This is a genomic window from Pseudomonas sp. HD6515, from assembly GCF_024971855.1.
Taxonomy (GTDB): domain Bacteria; phylum Pseudomonadota; class Gammaproteobacteria; order Pseudomonadales; family Pseudomonadaceae; genus Aquipseudomonas; species Aquipseudomonas alloputida.
The window spans coordinates 3,180,316-3,196,532 of the sequence record NZ_CP079827.1; the positions used below are offsets into that span (position 1 = coordinate 3,180,316).

Below are 16,217 nucleotides of genomic sequence, written 5' to 3' on the forward strand. Positions count from 1 at the left end.
CATCAGGTGGCTTCATTCGGTCGACTGCACCCGCTCACGGAAGATTCAGAGTTTTTTGAACTACCGCCTCGGCCGGCACCTCCCACCTTAGAGACTGTGATCTGCCCGGAGCCCGCCATGGCCAAGCCCCTGCAGGAATATGCGCGCAAGCGCGACTTCAACGCCACGCCCGAGCCCAGCGGCAAACGCAAACGTGGCAAGCGGGCCCATGCGCTGCAGTTCTGCATCCAGAAGCACGACGCCAGTCACCTGCACTACGACTTCCGCCTCGAGCTCGACGGCACCCTGAAAAGCTGGGCGATCCCCAAAGGCCCATCGCTGGACCCCAAAGTGCGCCGCCTGGCAGTGCATGTGGAGGACCATCCGTTGGACTACGCCGATTTCGAGGGGCGTATCCCTGAAGGCCACTATGGTGCAGGCGATGTGATCGTCTGGGACCGCGGTGTCTGGGAGCCTGAAGGCGATGCGCATGAAGCCTACGCCAAAGGCAAGCTGCGTTTCCGCCTGCAGGGTGAGAAGCTAGGCGGCGTGTGGAACCTGTTCCGCACCCACCTGGCCGGCAAAAAAGAGCAATGGATGCTGGTCAAGTCGCACGACGCCCAGGCGCGCAGCGAGTCCGAGTACAGCATTGTCGAGGCCCTGCCCGACAGCGTGCTCAGCGAGCGCACGCTGGTGCCACGCAAACCCGCTGCACCCAAAGCCGCAACACCGCGCAGCAGCCGTAAACGCCCCGGCAACGTTCAAACGGCACCCTTGCCAGCACAGCTACAGCCACAGCTGGCAACGCTGGTGGACGCTCCCCCCAGCGGTGACTGGCGCTACGAAGTCAAGTTCGATGGCTACCGTATCCTGGCCCGCATCGAGGGCCAGGACATCCGCCTGTTCACCCGCAACGGCCATGACTGGAGCCGCAAGATGCCCCGTCAAGTTGCCGCCTTGCGCGCGCTCGGTATCGACACGGCCTGGCTCGATGGCGAAATGGTGGTGGCTGATGAGAATGGCATGGCTGACTTCCAGGCGTTGCAGAATGCCTTCGATACCGAGCACGACGAATACATCACCTATTACCTGTTCGACCTGCCATTTCTGGGCGGTCAGGACCTGCGACAGCTACCGCTGCAGCACCGCCGCGAGACATTGCGCCAACTGCTTGAGCACAACCATTCCGACGTCATCAAGTATTCCGCCGACTTCGACCAACCTGTCGACTCACTGCTCGACAGTGCCTGCCGGCTGAAGCTGGAAGGCCTGATCGGCAAGCGAGCTGACAGTGTCTACAGCGGCCGCCGTAGCCCGGACTGGATCAAGCTCAAGTGCAAGCAACGCCAGGAATTCGTGATTGTCGGCTACACCGACCCCAAAGGCAGCCGCAGCGGCTTCGGTGCCCTGCTGCTGGCCCTGCACGACAACGACAGTGGGGAGCTGCGCTATGCCGGGAAGGTCGGTACCGGCTTCAATACCACGACACTGGCCAGCATCCATGCCCGGCTCAAGCCCCTGGAAATCGCCAGCCCTGCCCTGCCCTCGCCGCCCGCCGGAGCCGAAGCGCGTGGTGTGCACTGGCTGCGGCCGCAGTTGTTGGCTGAAGTCGCCTTTGCCCAGATGACCCGTGACGGCATCGTGCGCCATTCGGTGTTCCACGGCCTGCGCGATGACAAGGCGGCAACCGCCATTGACCTGGAGCGCGCCATGCCCGCAAAAACTGTATCCAACCGCAACAAGCAGGCCAAGGCGTCTGAGAACCTGGGTGAACTGCGGCTGACCCACCCCGACCGGGTCATCGATCCCACCACGGGTGTGACCAAGCGCGAGGTCGCCGAGTATTACGCCGGCATCAGCCAGTGGATCCTGCCCCAGCTCAAGCACCGCCCGGTGGCATTGGTGCGCGCCCCGGACGGCTTGGGCGGAGAGCTGTTCTTCCAGAAAAACGCGGGCCAGCTGCATATACCCAACGTACTCAGCTACGAAAAGGCCGAGGCAGGCCAGGCGGCGATGGTCATCAATCGCCCGGACACGCTGCTGGGCGCGGTGCAGATGAACATGCTGGAACTGCACACCTGGAACGCCACGGACAAGAATTTCGACAAACCGGACCGTTTCGTGCTCGACCTGGACCCTGACCCTGCGCTGCCCTGGAAGGCGATGGTGGAGGCGACCCAGCTGGCCCTCACCCTGCTGGACGAACTGGGCCTGAAGGTGTTCCTGAAAACCAGTGGTGGCAAGGGTATTCACGTCGTTGCCCCCTTGACCCGGCGAGCCGGCTGGGACGAGGTCAAGGACTTCAGCCACGCCATCGTCAGTTACCTGGCCAAGCTGTTTCCGGAGCGCCTGAGCGCGGTGTCGGGGCCAAAAAATCGCGTGGGACGCATCTTCATCGACTACCTGCGCAATGGCAAGGGCGCCACCACGGCGTGCGCCTACTCACTGCGTGCCCGTGAGGGGCTGCCTGTATCGGTGCCTATCTGGCGTGATGAACTGGCGCACATCAAAGCCGCCAACCAATGGAACATCACCAACCTGCGCGAGCGCCTGGCGGAGGTCGACGACCCTTGGGCCGACATGGGCAAGGTACGCCAGTCGATCACCGCGCGCATGCGCAAGCAGCTAGGGCTCGAATGATGACGCCCCTGCGATTGGACACGACCCGGGAGCCACGCCCATGAGCATCGTTCAGGACTTCAACCTGACCACCCTTGACCGCCTTTTACGCGCCTTTGGCGAACGCCAGCTACCGCTCAACCTCGATACCCAATTGCCGCAACTGATCCAGGCGCTGCAAGCTGATCACCTCGACCTGCTACCGTTGCCGGGGCAAGGCAACACCTTGCGTCGCTGGCAGACCTTGGCACGGGTGGCCGGCTGTGACCTGGCACTGGCCAAGCTCTACGAGGGCCATACCGATGCCTTGGCGATCCTGGCGGAATGCGGCGCAGCGCACCACGCCAACGACGGCATCTGGGGCGTATGGGCGGCAGAGCCGCCCGATGCGCGAGTCCACATCACTGCGCGTGAAGGCGACCAGGTGCACCTGAGTGGCACCAAGGCCTGGTGTTCCGGTGCCTTGCAGATCGATCGAGCGCTGATTACTGCCTGGGATGAGGCCGAGCAGCCGCAATTGGTGGCAATCGAGCTGTCACAGCCGAGCCAGGGCCTGAACATCGAGCACTGGCAGGCCGTTGGCATGGCCACTACCGCCAGTGTCGAGGTGGCGTTCAACGATACCCCAGGCACGCTCATCGGCGCGCCGGGCCAATACCTCTCGCGCCCTGGCTTCTGGCAAGGCGGTGCAGGTATCGCTGCCTGCTGGTACGGCGCGGCCGAGGCGCTGGCGGATTACCTGCGTGAACATTGCCGCAAACCCCGCCCAGACCCGCATGCCGATGCGCATCTGGGGGCTGTGGACGCTGCGTTGCATGGCGCCCGTGCATCACTGCGTGAATGTGCTGCCTGGATCGATCAGCAGCCCGGTGTGGATGCCAGTTTCGAAGTTCGCCGCACCCGCGCCCAGGTAGAACAGGCCGTAGAGCAGGTCATCAGCCACGTCGGGCGTGCCTTGGGGGCCACGCCGTTCTGTCGCAGCAGTCATTTTGCCCGGCTGAGCGCCGACCTGCCGGTGTTCCTGCGTCAGAGCCATGCCGAGCGCGATCTGGCGATGCTGGGCCAGCAGTTGGCCCACTTGCCAGCGGGGGTATGGCAGCTATGAACCAGAACCTGATCCAGTCCGCCGGTGGCACGCCCTGGACAGCCTGGCAGCATAGCGCGCACCTGGCGCGTGCAACCTGGCTCGATTCACGCCAACTGTGCCCGCCGGGGCGCCGGCTGGTATTGATTGCGCCGCACCCGGATGACGAAATTCTCATGGCTGGCGGCCTGCTGGCAGGCTTCAAAGGGCGCGAGGACGAGCTGGTGCTGATCTCCGCCACCGACGGCGAAGGCAGCCACCCCGGCTCCAGCCACTGGACCGAACATCGCTTGCGCCGCCAGCGCCCCCAGGAAAGCCGACAGGCCCTGCAACAGCTCGACCTTGACCTTGAGCGCCTGGACTGGCGCAGGCTCCATCTGAAGGACGGCCAGCTGCCGCGCGAAGAAGCGTTTCTGGCCAGTCACCTCACGCAGTTACTTCGCCCCAATGACCTGCTGATGGCCACCTGGCGCAGTGATGGCCATTGCGATCACGAGGTCGTCGGCCGCGCCGCTGCGCAGGCGGCTGCAGCCCGTGGGGTGCAATTGGCTGAGGTACCGGTCTGGGCCTGGCACTGGGCTGAGCCTGACGACCCGCGCCTGCCATGGCCCCGTGCGCACCGCGTGCAGCTCGATGAAAGCCGTCTGGCACGCAAGCGCAAGGCCTTGGCCGCCCACGTCAGCCAGCTGCAGCCGGACGGCGAGCAGCCGCCGGTGCTACCGCCGCACCTGCTGGATTGCCTTCTGCAACCTTTCGAACTGGTGTTTCTTTGAATGGAGCTGTCATGAGCCTCGATCCACAGTATTTTGCCGAGCTATACGCCACCCATGAAGACCCTTGGGCCTTTCGCACCCGCTGGTACGAGAAGCGCAAACGCGAGCTGGTGATGGCCAGCCTGCCACGCCAGTGCTATCAGCGCGTGTTCGAGCCAGCTTGCGCAAATGGCGAGCTCAGCGCGCTGCTGGCCGAGCGTTGCGCCGAACTGCTGTGCCAGGACCTTGACCCGACGGCCGTAGGCCTGGCCCGTGAACGCCTGGCTCACGTGCACAATGCCTTGGTCGAACGGGCCCGGTTACCGGGGGACTGGCCGGGCGGCCGCTTTGACCTGATCGTGCTCAGCGAGGTGGGTTACTACCTTGATCCTACCGACTGGCTGCAGGTGATCGAACAATCGGTGGCCAGCCTTACCTACGACGGCGCGTTACTGGCCTGCCACTGGAAGCACCCTATCGCGGGTTGCCCGCAGGACGGTCGCGACGTGCACCGCCTGTTGACCCGGCATTTGCCGTTGCATCAGCAGTTCCGCCATGAGGAGGCGGACTTCTTGCTGGAGTACTGGTCATGCCAGCCAAGCGTTGTCGACCTCGACGAGACGTGCCCATGATTGCCGTTGTCATCCCTGCACATAATGAAGCCCGCCGCCTTGGGCGATGCCTGCGGGCAGTGCTGATCGCTGCCCAGCAGGCGCAGCATGCGGGAATGCACGTGGACGTGCTGGTGGTACTGGACCGCTGCAGTGACGGCAGCGCCGCCGTGGCGCGGCGTTTCGGTGTACACATACTGGAGGTGGATGCCGGTAATGTCGGCATGGCACGTCGCGTGGGCGCGGCGCACATGGTCGAGCGGGGCGCCACGTGGTTGGCGTGCACCGATGCGGACAGCCAGGTCCCGGCGCACTGGCTGCTGTCGCAGTTGGCCTGTAGCGCCGAGGTGGTTTGCGGCACCGTGCATGTCGAGTACTGGCAACCCTGGCAGACAGCCGCGCTGCGCAAGCTCTACCAGAGCCGCTACCAGGCGTGTGAAGGGCATCGGCATGTGCACGGCGCAAACCTGGGGGTATGTGCCGATGCCTATGAGCGTGTGGGTGGCTTTCAGCCCCTGGCGGCGCATGAAGATGTGCAACTGGTCAGTGACCTGCAGGCCAGCGGCGCCCAGATCGTCTGGACCGCCAGGCATAGTGTGGCCACCAGCAGTCGACGTGACAGCCGCGCCCGCGAGGGGTTTGGTGATTACCTGGCTGGGTTGCAGGCGCAGTCTTGAACTCAATGGCATTGGCCGTGTTCATGAAGCCTTTCGCGTCTTCTTCACCGGTTTCTTGCCACCCAGGCTGCGCTTGAGCAGTTCGGTCAGGTCGAGGATGTCCGCACCTTTCTCGGCCCCTCCTGCGTCGCCCTTCTCCACCGCCTCGATCTTGCCCTTGCTGGCCTTCTCTTCCACCAGGTCCATGATCGTCTGGCGGAAGGCGTCATGATAATCCTCAGGCTTCCAGGGCCCGCTCATGTCCTCTACCAGGCGCTTGGCCATCTCCAGCTCACGCTTCTCCACCTTGCTATCGGTCACGCTGGCATCCAGCTCCAGCGTTTCCAGCCCGCGCACCTCTTCAGGCCAGCGCAAGGTGATCATCACCAGCGCATGGTCCAGAGGCCGCAGCAGCGCCAAGTGCTGCCGGGTATGCAATACCACGGTGGCCAGTGCCACCTTGCCGGTCTTTTCCAGCGTCTCGCGCAGCAAGGCGTACACCTTGCCGCCACGGCGGTCCGGGGTCAGGTAGTACGGCGTATCGAAATGCTGCAGCGGAATATCGCCCGCTTCCACAAAGGAAAAGATGTCGATTGTCTGGGTCGCTTCCGGCCGGGCCTTGCGGATCTCCTCCTCACTGATCACCACATAGCGGCCCTTCTCGAACTCTACGCCCTTGACGATATTGTCCTTGTCGATTTCCTTGCCGGTCACCTTGTTCACCCGCTTGTAGCCGACCGGCTCCATGCTGCGCTTGTCCAGCCAGTCGAAGTCCACGCGCTCGGTGCGCACGGCGGTATTCAGTGCCACGGGGATGTGCACAAGGCCAAAACTGATGGCGCCTTTCCAGATTGCCCGAGCCATGAGGGTGCTCCCAGGGTTGCCTGCTGATACCAGAAGTGACTGCACCGGGCGACAAAGGTTTAGCTGCCCTGCCCTGCCCTGCGGCAACCGTCACGCCTGGCTGAACAACACCCGCTTGAACGCTTCGGCCGCCAAGTGCACTTGCACCGCCCAATCCCCCGCGGCTTCGCTGCCGGCATCATCGGAGATGTATTTCAGGCACACGAACGGAATACCTTCGTCACGCGCGATCAATGCCAGCACGTAGGCTTCCATGTCGACCACGTCGTAAGGTGCGTCGCCATGGTTGATCTCGAAGCTGTCACCGCTGCCACAGGTTTCCACAGCCAGGCCGGGTATTGCCGCCCCGTGTTCGAGTATCACCGGGGTATCGGACAAGGGCGTTTCATAGCGGGCAAAGCCCAGCGCGGTCACATCCATGTCGCGTTGTACGAAGCGGTTACAGCACACGACTTCGCCCTTGCCATGACGCTGGCTGCCAGCCGAGCCCAGGTTGACGATAAGCTTGGGCCTGCGCGTGGCGATCGCCTTGGTCAGGGCGATTGCGGCATTGACCTTGCCAATGCCGGTGAACACGGTGTTCACCTCGGTAAAGACATCGCCAGCCTCGGCCTCAAGCGCAAAGACGAACAGCGTGTCATTCAGGGAAATGTCGGGGAATTGCTTGATCAGCATCATGGAGCAGGTGTTTCCGAGTGGCTGCAAAGGGCGCGGCCATTGTCGGTCAACCCGGGCTAAATGCAAGTCCCGGCAGCCACCACGGCGCGTAGCGCCTGCCCTTTGCCAAGCCCGTCTGCCCTGGCCTGTGCCAGGCAGCGCAATTGCTGATCGGCATGGGTACCATGGCGCAGCACGTGCAGGGCGTGCTGGCAGGCGCGCTCGGCGTCCGCGCTGTCTATGGGTATCTGGGCCTGCAGTTGGGCGAGCCAGCCTTGCGCCGTGACCGGCTGCTGCTCGTGACAACCTATGAAGTGTGCGTGGCGCCCATGGCGCATGGCACGCCAGTAGTTCTCCTGGGCGATCCAGCGCAATTCGCGGCTGCAGGGTAGCGAGTCATGGCGATAGGCAATGCTGTGTTCAACCAGGTGGCGAAACAGTGCTGCAATGCACAGAACGTCTTCCAGATTCGGGCAGCCATCGCAGATGCGCAACTCCACTGTCGGATAGCGCCGCGAAGGCCGGATTGCCCACCAAAGGTCGCCATCGGCAGCCAGTGCACCGGTTCGCTGCAACAGGGTACGGTAGCGTTCATAGGCGGCCCAGTCCGGCAACGCTTCGGGCAAGCCCATGTGCGGCCACTCACCACAGATCACACGGCGATAGCTCATGTACCCGGTAGGCTGGCCAGCCCACAGGGGCGACGAAGTGCTCAACGCCAGCAAAAACGGTAACCAGGGCAAAAGGCGATTGATCAGTTGCATGCGGTCACAAGCTGGCGGCACGCCAACGTGCACATGCAGGCCATTGAGCAGGCTACGCCTTGCCACATGGCGGTAGTCATCGAACAGCTGCTTATAGTGCCCTTGTGCCGCGGGCTTCTGCAGCAGCCACGCGGCGCAGGGGTGGCTTGCCGCAGCGTATGGCCCCATCCCCTCTTCGGCCAATGCCACGCGCAGCCGCTGACGGCTGCGCTGGAAAAACTCACGTGCTTCATACAGGTTGGTGAACACCGGCGACGCCAGCTCGATCTGGCTGCGGAACATTTCCTGGGCGAAATAGCGGCCAAGTGCTTCACGGCAGCGCCCCATCACCGCGGGTGACGGTGTGGCCGGAACCTGACCCGAGCCCAGTTTCACCAGCAGGTACTCTTCCTCGATGCCGAACGTACAGGGCCGGATCATGCTGCCTCAGCGGCTGCGGGTAACGGTGAGCGCCACGGCGGCGATGCGCTCGACCTGTTCGTAGCCCGGCTCTGTCAGTTGCTCGCCAAATACGTCGGGGTCGATTTCCCGATACACCCAGGCCCATTGCGGACCGGCCAGGCGCAGGCGGATGGCTTCGAGCAAGGCATCGCGGCCTTCGACAATGGCCACGCCTGTGTATAGCAGCAACGTACCGTGGCGGCTCAGCCGATCGCGAGCCTGCTCCACAATACGTAGCGACAGGTCGACGCCTAGCGCGCCTCCGCCGTGACGGTACAGGCGGGCGTTGGGGTCAAGCATGTAGGGCGGGTTGGCAACGATCAGGTCGAACGTGCCGCTGATACCGTCCAGCAAGTCGCTGGGCTCGACCGACAGGTTACTCACACCCGCCAGGGCTGCATTGATTGCCGTATAGCGCAGTGCCAGGGGGTTGATGTCAACGGCGCTGACCTGTGCGTGCTGGGCGGCGCGGGCAATCAGCAAGGCGCCCACCCCGCTGCCACAGCCGATATCCACTGCATGCTCGACCCGCGCGGGGCAGTGCTGAAGGTGCTCGTGAATGACCTGGGCAAAGCGGTAACTGTCCGGGCCGAAGAACACGGCATCGCTGGTGTCGGTTGGAAACGCCGAATGCAGCAACAGAAATTCATCCAGGCTGGACCAGCGTACCGTGCTGGTCAGCAGTTCACCCTGCGCAACTAACGCCTGCGCGCGTTCGAGCAACTGCAACTGATCTGCCGACAGCAAACCGGGGTCGAAAGGTCGGCTCCAGCCGAATACATCGCGCAGGGTGCTGGCCTGCCCGCAGCCCTCGCGGGCATTGACGCGCGCGTGGGTGGCGGGCGTTACGCAGGTAAAGCGGTATCCATCGGCACGCAGGCGCTGTCCCAGTTGCAGCAACGCCTGGTCTGCCTCGATTTGCCTGAATGCGAGCATCATCAACGCGGTTCCTCCTGGCGCAGCCCGGTTACGCGCATGTAGGCGCGCGTGGCAGACAGACCGTCCGGCGTGGCGTGGCGGTTGCCAGCCATCCGCTGGATCAAGGCCTCGGGGGCCACATTCAAGGCGTCGTCGGGTATTTCCTCATGCACCTCCGGCAGCCCCCAACTGCCAGGGGCCACGCGGCGGATGGACGGCCGCCAGTCGTCGGCGATCCAGTCATGCCAAAGCTGTTTTTCATAGGCGTTGAATACACCGAACATCGCCGCAGACGGCCCCTCGATCAGCGTCCACCAGCGGCTGTTAGCTGGCGGCTGCCCTCTGCGGATCCAGCCATGGGCCTGCAATGCGGCAACGAATGCGGGCATGGCGCCGGGTTCGGCCAGCCATTGATTGATCGTGCGCTGCTGCAGGCGGCAATGGTCGGCATGCATGAACTGGCCGTATACCCGCTTGCGTTCCAAGGCTGCGAACAGTTCGCCTTGCAGGTCGAATTGGCGGATGAGGTCTGGCGTGGCGATACCCCGGTCATTCAGACGGTAGCCGCGGCGCACCCTCGCGTAGAACCCCAGGGGGTCACGCGGGGGGCTTAGCTGGTTCAATGCCTGGATTGCCAGGCGCGCGTGGCCGCTGGCGGCATTGTCGATGGTCACGTGCAGCTGAAAATACTGCCCGTCGATGCCCAGCTCGGCCAGCTCGTAAGTGGTGATCAGCAGATGCAGCGGTGGCTGCTCATAACCGAGGTTGTAGCCAACCACCTCTGGCAGGTAAGTGTCGCAATGCTGCCCCAGGGCAAGTTGCAGGGCCCCTTGCAGATATCGCGTGTCATCCAGGGGCATGGCCTCTACGCAACCCAGGCGACCAAGCAGACGCTGATAGATCAGCACATGGTTGCAGCGTGGGTCGCCGTTGCCGAGCTCTTCCAGGTAAGTGCGAATCAGCCCGTGGTAACGTGGATCGCGCCAGTGATGAAGGGTGCCCTGTAGCCAGGCGCCGTCGACGGCCTTGGTCGGCGCAACCTGTTGCAGGAACCACAATGCGTGGGCGCGGTTGGAAAAGTAACGGCGTGGCATGCCTTGACGGCGTTGTGCCAGGTAACGGGTATAGGCCTCGGCAACCTTGGCAGTATGCTTTCTGCTCCAGGCCGGCAACTCGGACGGTGTGTCGGGCAAGTCGTCCGGCATGCTTGCGGCACCCGCCAGTTGTTCCTCGAGCCATGAGGCGCTGCCAGCATCCTGCCCTGCGAGCATTGTTTCATAGCGTTTTCGCAGACTGGTCGACTCGGCGGCCACTTGCGCAGTTCTTGCAGTATTGCGGTTCATCACCGTCATGCCGTGCTCCTTGTCTACTTACTGGCTCGGCTTCTGCCCCGGCATCGGCTCGGGGTCGGGCGCAGGCTGCGGTGCCGGCTGGGAATCAGGTTGCTGCATCTGCAGTGAAGGTTTACTGGGGTCGGAATCTTTACCAGGGTGGTCATTGTCGCGGTCGAAACAGCCGCCGACCAAGCTCAGCGCCGCCATCAGGATGATCAGTGGAGTCAGTCGCATGGAGTACCCCCTTGGATAATTGCAGTGCCAGGTCGCCCCGGCACTGCGCGTCGGTCAGTTACGAACGGCCGCCCTTGTGGCCCGACTCGCGGTCGTGGGGCATGTTGCCGCCCGAGGACTGGCCGCCCTTGCGACCGGCTTCGGAAGCTTTTTCACGGTCATTGGCGAAATTGCCCGGGTTCTTGTTACCGCCTTGGCTGCCTTGTTGATTGCCGGTGCGGCTGTTGTCTTTAGTGGCCATGGTGTTCAAACCTCATATGACTTCGGAATGCACGGCAAGATGCCGTACACAGATTCGGAGTTCGGCGATATCGGCAGATTCGCTTTATTACGAGAGGTTCGGACCGGTGGCGTTAAATAAGCGGCATCGCCGTATTTGGTGCGCGTGTCAGTGGTGCGGCGGGCGATCCATGTGCGCCTGGCGCCGGCCCAGCCAGCCACCCGTCGCGGCCCAACCCACGGCAAGCAGCGCGCCGATCAGCATCGCCAATTGCGGGTGCTCGCCCATCACGTCCAACCCACGCTTGACCCAGCCGCTCAGCGCATCGCCGCCACGGTAGACCACCGTGTCGATGAAGTTCTTGGCTTTGTACTTGTCCTCGGCGGGCAGCACGGTGAACAGCATCTCCCGCCCTGGCCGTACCAGTGCGTATTCACCTGCCCGGCGCACCACCATCACCACCACGAACAGGGCAAACACCGGGGCCAGTGCCAGCCACAAGAAGCCGGCAGCCATGACCAGCGGCACTGCAACCAGCAACACACCGACACCCAGCCGACGGGCCAGGCGCCCGGTAAGAAAGACCTGGGTGAGGATGGCCAGGGCCTGCACAACCGTGTCGATCAGGCCGAACACCTGTGTCTGTCGGGTGCGGTCCGTGAAGGTTTCGCTGACAATACGCGCCTGCTCGAAGTACAGGAATGTGCTGACGCTGGCCAGCAATACCACGAACAAAGCGATGCCTAGCAGATAGGGCGAGCGCAGGACGGCGGTGGCGCCGGTAAACGGGTTGCCACCCAGTGGCCGCGCGTCCTGATGTTCGGTTTGCATCGCAATGGGTTGACGGGCTCGCCAGCGTTGCAGGAACAGTGTCGCGCCGATACTGCCCAGCAGAAATACCGCCGCCAGCACCAGTAAGCCGGCATGGCCGAGCGGCGCCACCAGCAGGGTGCCAAGCAGGGGGCCACTGAGCCCACCCAGGCTGGCCCCGGCTGCCAGCAGGCCGAACAGCCGCTTGCCTTGGGCGGTGGAAAACAGATCGGCGAGCACGCTCCAGGCCAGCGAGATCGTCAGCAAATTGAACACCGACAGCCAGACATAGAACGCCCGGGCGGTCCAGAGATCGTCAGGGTTACCGGCCAACAGTGCCGCGAACAGCAACAGGTTGCTGGCGAAAAAACCATAAGTCCAAGGCAGGATATGCCTGCGCTGCACCCTGGATGCCAGCCAGCCAAACAGCGGCAGGCACGCCAACGTGGCAATGAAGGTGCCGGTGAACAGCCACTGCAGGTTTTCCACGCCACCGGCAACGCCCAGGGTTTCGCGCACCGGGCGCAGCATGAAGTAACCGGTGAACAGCAGGTAGAACAGCAACAAGCCGGCGATGACCGCCGGCCCCTCACCAGGCTGGATGTTCAGCCCTTGGTCCAGGCGCCGCCGCCAGGCTTGCATCATCTCAGGCAAACTGTGTGATCAGCGCCTGTTGCTGCGCCGGGGTGAGCATTGGCTCATGCCCGGCCTTGAGCTGATCGAGCTGGCGGTCAGGCCGACTGGTAGCGGGGATGACCGTGGTCACTGCCGGGTGGCTGATGGCGAACTTGAGAAACAGCTGTGCCCAGCTGCCGATGCCTGCTTCGGCGGCCCAGCCCGGCAAGGCCTGGCCCTTGACCCGGGCGAACAGCCGACCATCGTCGAAGGCCCGATTGATCAACACCGCAACGCCCTTGTCCTGGCACAGCGGTAGCAATTCACGGGCAGCGTCAGGGGCGTTGACCGAGTAGTTGATCTGGATGAAGTCCAGCGGCTCGCTTCGCACGATACGCGCGACGTCGTCGTGGCCACTGTTCAGGTAATGGGTGATGCCGACATAACGCGTGCCGCCCTGCTGCTTCAGCTCGCGGGCATAAGGCAGCTGGGTCTGCCAGTCGCGCAGGTTGTGAATCTGCAGCAAGTCGACCTTGTCGGTGCGCAGGCTCCTGAGGCTGCCGGCCCACTGCGCTTGGGCTTCAGCCCGGCTATTGGCGGCGATCTTGGTGGCCAGGAAGCACTGGCGGTGCCAGCCGCCCTCCTCCAGCAACTGGCCGAGAATGCTGTCGGCGCCCCCGTAGTTGGGCGAGGTGTCGATCACCCGGCCGCCGCCTTCGAAAAATGCCTTCAGCACCGTTTTGAGCTGAAGGTATTGGGGCGAACCGCTTTCTACCTCGAAACTGCCCGACGTACCGGCACCGATCACCGGCAACGCTTCACCGGTGGACGGGACTTTACGGGCCAGCAAACCCGCCGGCACGGCAGCGTGCAGCCAAGGGCTGGCGGCGGCCAGCAACCCCAATGTTGCACCTGCGCGTAGGACTTCACGACGTGCGTACATGGAAAATCCCCCGTCATGAATCGGAAATCTTCAAGCCTAGCCGCTCTGTCCCTTGCCTGCGGGTGTTTCTGTATCTGGATGTTTAGAGATCAGGCCCGCAGCAAGGAGCTCAGATCGACACCCGTCTCGCTCATTGGCGGGCACCAGTAGTAGCCCCCCGTCAGCGGGCGGCTAAAGCGGTACAGCCCGTCGATGATGCCGTCTTCCAGGCCACTCATGCGCCGCAGCTGCACTTCGAATGCCTCGAAACTCTTGCCCAGCGCGACAAAGGCCAGGCCGGCGCCGCGTTGGTCGGCCCAGGCTACCGAGCGACGGACCATGAACGCCTCAGGTTCAAAGCTTTCCTGGGCGGTGCGCTTGACGTGCGCGGACTCGGGGGCGTCGTCGAGTTCTTCGTTATCGCTCAGGCGACGGCCGATGATGTTGTCCTGGTCTACCTGGGGCAGCGACTTGAAGTATTGCAGGTCGTGCTTCCACAGCTGGAACGCGGCAAAGCTGGCGCCATCTGCGGCAATGGCCGCTTGCACCGCCTCTTCGTCTACCGGGTTTTCGGTGCCGTCTTCATAACCGGTAAGGTCATGGCCGCCCCGGTGCAGGAAGCCATCAACGCTGTCGGCCAGGCCCAGCGCGGGAGCCAGCGCCTGCTCCAGGGCCTGGGCGCGCAGCAGCAGGTCGCCACGTTCGTCGCCACGCAGCCACAGCCACAGGGCGTGTTGGGTGCTGGGGTTCTCCACCGCAGCATCCAGCAGCGGGAACGGGCGCAGGCCTGGTATTTCCCGGCCCAGGGCCTTGGCCAGGGGGGCGCCTACGCCCAGCAGCAACTGTTTGCCATCGACCTGCGGCAGCAAGGCATCCAGCGCGGCAGGCAACGCCTCGGGCGACTGCAGGGTGAAGAACAGGTGACGGGCGTGGGCCGGCACCGGGGTGGCAAGCAGACCTTGCTGGAACGGCATATCAGGCTAATCCTAAGGTAAAAACGGAATGCTACTTCGCCTGCATGCCTGCTGCAATGCGGCATGCAGCCTCGCCAGCCGCTGCACGTAGTAACAAACGGTTACCAAGAGCTGGCCCTTTGCAATTAGCTATCAATCAAGGCCGACCTACACTGCTTCAGATCCTTCGCCCGAGATCCCCCTCATGACCGCCTCGCCCCTGCTCACTGCGTTTCTGCCGCTTGCACTGGGCATCATCATGCTTGGCCTTGGGTTGTCGCTGACCCTGGCTGACTTCGCTCGCGTGGTGAAGTACCCAAAGCCCGTGGTGGTGGGCCTGGTGTGCCAGATCCTGCTGTTGCCGCTGGTGTGCTTCCTGATCGCCAACGGCTTTGGCCTGGAATCTGCCCTGGCAGTGGGGTTGATGCTGCTGGCTGCTTCGCCGGGCGGTACCACGGCCAACCTGTTCAGCCATCTGGCCCACGGTGACGTGGCGTTGAACATCACCCTGACGGCGGTCAACTCACTGATCGCGATCCTGACCATGCCGTTGCTGGTGAACCTGTCGCTGAGTTGGTTCATGGCCTCGGACCAGGCTATTCCACTGCAGTTCGCCAAGGTCATGCAGGTGTTCGCCATCGTCTTGCTGCCGGTGGCGCTGGGCATGCTGATTCGCCATTTTGCCCCGGCGTTCGCTGCGCGCATGGAAAAGCCGATGAAGCTGGTGGCTGCGCTGTTCCTGGCCTTCACCATCGTCCTGGCACTGGCCAAGGACTGGCAGACAGTGGTCGAGTACGCACCGGTGGTGGGCCTGGCGGCGCTGCTGTTCAACTTGCTGAGCCTGACGGTGGGCTATTGGGTGCCGCGGTTGTTGAGCATTCCCAAGCGCCAGGCGATTGCCATTGGTATGGAAATTGGCATCCATAACGGGACCTTGGCGATTGCCCTGGCGTTGAGCCCTTCGCTGCTGAACAACGCGACCATGGCGGTGCCCGCTGCGTTGTACAGCTTGATCATGTTCTTTACTGCGGCCGGGTTTGGCTGGTGGGTGAGCCGCGGGCATGTGACGGCAGAGCCCAAAGGTGAAACCGTGAACTGACGTCACCCAATGCCCGGCAGGTGCCGGGGATGCGTCACGATTGGCTGCGCCTGCTGCGCAGTTGCTGCTTCAACACCTTCAGCGGCGGCGCATAGAAGAACCCGAACGACACGCTCCCCGTGCGCCCCTTCACCGCATGGTGCAGGCGGTGTGCGCGGTGCAGGCGTTTCAGGTAGCGGTTGACCGGCCGCGGCTTGCGCGGCCAATGCCGGTGAAAGAAACCGTCGTGGGCCAGTACATACAGTGCGCCATACCCTGCCACACCACCGCCTACCCACTGTAAAGGCGCATAACCACTTTTGCCCAGCGCCACCAGCGCCGTGGCGATCAGCCCCAGGGCCACCAGGTACAGGTCGTTGGTTTCGAGCATGCCCAGGTGTGGCTCATGGTGCGATCGGTGCAGCCACCAGCCCCAGCCATGCATGATGTACTTGTGAGCCAGCGTACCAACGCCCTCCATGGCCACCAGGGTGCCGAACAATACGGCGAGATTGAACAGCATGGAACGGTCCGGGTGATGGCAAAGGGAGGCGCAAGGTTACCGGCTGCCCAGGTTTTTTTCCATGTGGGCGTGACCGGCAGCAGGCCGTTCACGGATGAAGCCATTGTCATGTGTTTGCCCTTGACCTGCTCTGCCCTGCGGCGTATGGTCCGCGACGCAATTTTGCCTTCCTCAACAGGAGAC

The 16,217-nt window shown here is 63.4% G+C and carries 16 protein-coding genes and 1 pseudogene; 6 read left to right on the forward strand and 11 right to left on the reverse strand.

Annotated features, from left to right (window positions below; translation table 11 throughout):
* The first annotated feature begins 117 nt into the window (after nt 1–117).
* From ligD to KW568_RS14720, 5 genes are read left to right on the forward strand one after another with little or no spacing between them, the layout of a single operon-like run.
* Nucleotides 118–2,619 carry a DNA ligase D gene (gene ligD, locus KW568_RS14700; protein ID WP_004576229.1) on the forward strand — a complete coding sequence of 834 codons (2,502 nt, stop codon included), beginning with the start codon at nt 118–120 and terminating at the stop codon, nt 2,617–2,619.
* Between the two features lie 40 nt (nt 2,620–2,659).
* Nucleotides 2,660–3,703, forward strand: coding sequence for an acyl-CoA dehydrogenase family protein (locus KW568_RS14705; protein WP_004374475.1), 1,044 nt, complete (start codon nt 2,660–2,662; stop codon nt 3,701–3,703).
* Complete coding sequence (locus KW568_RS14710; protein ID WP_004374473.1) at nt 3,700–4,455, forward strand: PIG-L deacetylase family protein; 756 nt, start codon at nt 3,700–3,702, stop codon at nt 4,453–4,455. Before KW568_RS14705 ends, KW568_RS14710 begins: the two co-directional genes overlap by 4 nt.
* An 11-nt stretch (nt 4,456–4,466) precedes the next feature.
* Complete coding sequence (locus tag KW568_RS14715; RefSeq protein ID WP_004576230.1) at nt 4,467–5,066, forward strand: bifunctional 2-polyprenyl-6-hydroxyphenol methylase/3-demethylubiquinol 3-O-methyltransferase UbiG; 600 nt, start codon at nt 4,467–4,469, stop codon at nt 5,064–5,066.
* Entirely contained in the window at nt 5,063–5,722 is a 660-nt protein-coding gene (locus KW568_RS14720; protein WP_004576231.1) for a glycosyltransferase family 2 protein, read from the forward strand. The genes KW568_RS14715 and KW568_RS14720 overlap by 4 nt, the downstream gene beginning before the upstream one ends.
* A 21-nt stretch (nt 5,723–5,743) precedes the next feature.
* Here the strand turns inward: KW568_RS14720 and KW568_RS14725 are convergent, their stop codons facing one another.
* The 10 genes and pseudogenes from KW568_RS14725 to KW568_RS14770 all read right to left on the reverse strand — a co-directional run bounded on the left by KW568_RS14725 (nt 5,744) and on the right by KW568_RS14770 (nt 14,454).
* Nucleotides 5,744–6,565 (reverse strand): Ku protein, encoded by an 822-nt coding sequence (locus KW568_RS14725; protein ID WP_004576232.1) that lies wholly within the window; start codon nt 6,563–6,565, stop codon nt 5,744–5,746.
* A gap of 90 nt (nt 6,566–6,655) precedes the next feature.
* Nucleotides 6,656–7,243: a nucleoside phosphorylase-like protein gene (locus tag KW568_RS14730; protein ID WP_004576233.1), complete on the reverse strand. Its 588-nt coding sequence runs from the start codon at nt 7,241–7,243 to the stop codon at nt 6,656–6,658.
* 56 nt (nt 7,244–7,299) lie between these two features.
* Nucleotides 7,300–8,406, reverse strand: coding sequence for a carboxylate-amine ligase (locus tag KW568_RS14735; RefSeq protein WP_004576234.1), 1,107 nt, complete (start codon nt 8,404–8,406; stop codon nt 7,300–7,302).
* Between the two features lie 6 nt (nt 8,407–8,412).
* Entirely contained in the window at nt 8,413–9,366 is a 954-nt protein-coding gene (locus KW568_RS14740; protein WP_004576235.1) for a class I SAM-dependent methyltransferase, read from the reverse strand.
* A complete protein-coding gene (locus KW568_RS14745) occupies nt 9,366–10,697 on the reverse strand; it encodes an iron-containing redox enzyme family protein (protein ID WP_004576236.1) in 1,332 nt (443 codons plus the stop codon). The genes KW568_RS14740 and KW568_RS14745 overlap by 1 nt, the downstream gene beginning before the upstream one ends.
* Nucleotides 10,698–10,715: 18 nt before the next feature.
* The gene (locus tag KW568_RS14750) at nt 10,716–10,913 is read right to left on the reverse strand and encodes a hypothetical protein (protein ID WP_004576237.1); all 198 of its coding nucleotides are present in this window, start codon (nt 10,911–10,913) and stop codon (nt 10,716–10,718) included.
* Nucleotides 10,914–10,971: 58 nt separating this feature from the next.
* Nucleotides 10,972–11,097: pseudogene (locus tag KW568_RS14755) on the reverse strand (general stress protein); the annotation flags it as partial.
* Between the two features lie 204 nt (nt 11,098–11,301).
* Nucleotides 11,302–12,585, reverse strand: coding sequence for an NTP/NDP exchange transporter (locus tag KW568_RS14760; RefSeq protein WP_033726657.1), 1,284 nt, complete (start codon nt 12,583–12,585; stop codon nt 11,302–11,304).
* Between the two features lie 4 nt (nt 12,586–12,589).
* A complete protein-coding gene (locus KW568_RS14765; RefSeq protein ID WP_033726648.1) occupies nt 12,590–13,501 on the reverse strand; it encodes an aldo/keto reductase in 912 nt (303 codons plus the stop codon).
* Nucleotides 13,502–13,590: 89 nt separating this feature from the next.
* Entirely contained in the window at nt 13,591–14,454 is an 864-nt protein-coding gene (locus tag KW568_RS14770; protein ID WP_004374450.1) for a Dyp-type peroxidase, read from the reverse strand.
* A 184-nt stretch (nt 14,455–14,638) separates the two neighbouring features.
* Between KW568_RS14770 and KW568_RS14775 the strand changes: the two genes are divergently transcribed.
* Nucleotides 14,639–15,532, forward strand: coding sequence for a bile acid:sodium symporter family protein (locus KW568_RS14775; RefSeq protein ID WP_004576240.1), 894 nt, complete (start codon nt 14,639–14,641; stop codon nt 15,530–15,532).
* Between the two features lie 34 nt (nt 15,533–15,566).
* Here the strand turns inward: KW568_RS14775 and KW568_RS14780 are convergent, their stop codons facing one another.
* The gene (locus tag KW568_RS14780; RefSeq protein ID WP_004576241.1) at nt 15,567–16,034 is read right to left on the reverse strand and encodes a sterol desaturase family protein; all 468 of its coding nucleotides are present in this window, start codon (nt 16,032–16,034) and stop codon (nt 15,567–15,569) included.
* Nucleotides 16,035–16,217 lie beyond the last annotated feature (183 nt).

Bases quoted from the DNA above. Each gene is read 5' to 3' on its own strand.
- ligD (WP_004576229.1), top strand. From the start codon at position 118: ATGGCCAAGCCCCTGCAGGAATATGCGCGCAAGCGCGACTTCAACGCC.
- KW568_RS14705 (WP_004374475.1), top strand. From the start codon at position 2,660: ATGAGCATCGTTCAGGACTTCAACCTGACCACCCTTGACCGCCTTTTA.
- KW568_RS14710 (WP_004374473.1), top strand. From the start codon at position 3,700: ATGAACCAGAACCTGATCCAGTCCGCCGGTGGCACGCCCTGGACAGCC.
- KW568_RS14715 (WP_004576230.1), top strand. From the start codon at position 4,467: ATGAGCCTCGATCCACAGTATTTTGCCGAGCTATACGCCACCCATGAA.
- KW568_RS14720 (WP_004576231.1), top strand. From the start codon at position 5,063: ATGATTGCCGTTGTCATCCCTGCACATAATGAAGCCCGCCGCCTTGGG.
- KW568_RS14725 (WP_004576232.1), bottom strand. From the start codon at position 6,565: ATGGCTCGGGCAATCTGGAAAGGCGCCATCAGTTTTGGCCTTGTGCAC.
- KW568_RS14730 (WP_004576233.1), bottom strand. From the start codon at position 7,243: ATGATGCTGATCAAGCAATTCCCCGACATTTCCCTGAATGACACGCTG.
- KW568_RS14735 (WP_004576234.1), bottom strand. From the start codon at position 8,406: ATGATCCGGCCCTGTACGTTCGGCATCGAGGAAGAGTACCTGCTGGTG.
- KW568_RS14740 (WP_004576235.1), bottom strand. From the start codon at position 9,366: ATGATGCTCGCATTCAGGCAAATCGAGGCAGACCAGGCGTTGCTGCAA.
- KW568_RS14745 (WP_004576236.1), bottom strand. From the start codon at position 10,697: ATGACGGTGATGAACCGCAATACTGCAAGAACTGCGCAAGTGGCCGCC.
- KW568_RS14750 (WP_004576237.1), bottom strand. From the start codon at position 10,913: ATGCGACTGACTCCACTGATCATCCTGATGGCGGCGCTGAGCTTGGTC.
- KW568_RS14760 (WP_033726657.1), bottom strand. From the start codon at position 12,585: ATGCAAGCCTGGCGGCGGCGCCTGGACCAAGGGCTGAACATCCAGCCT.
- KW568_RS14765 (WP_033726648.1), bottom strand. From the start codon at position 13,501: ATGTACGCACGTCGTGAAGTCCTACGCGCAGGTGCAACATTGGGGTTG.
- KW568_RS14770 (WP_004374450.1), bottom strand. From the start codon at position 14,454: ATGCCGTTCCAGCAAGGTCTGCTTGCCACCCCGGTGCCGGCCCACGCC.
- KW568_RS14775 (WP_004576240.1), top strand. From the start codon at position 14,639: ATGACCGCCTCGCCCCTGCTCACTGCGTTTCTGCCGCTTGCACTGGGC.
- KW568_RS14780 (WP_004576241.1), bottom strand. From the start codon at position 16,034: ATGCTGTTCAATCTCGCCGTATTGTTCGGCACCCTGGTGGCCATGGAG.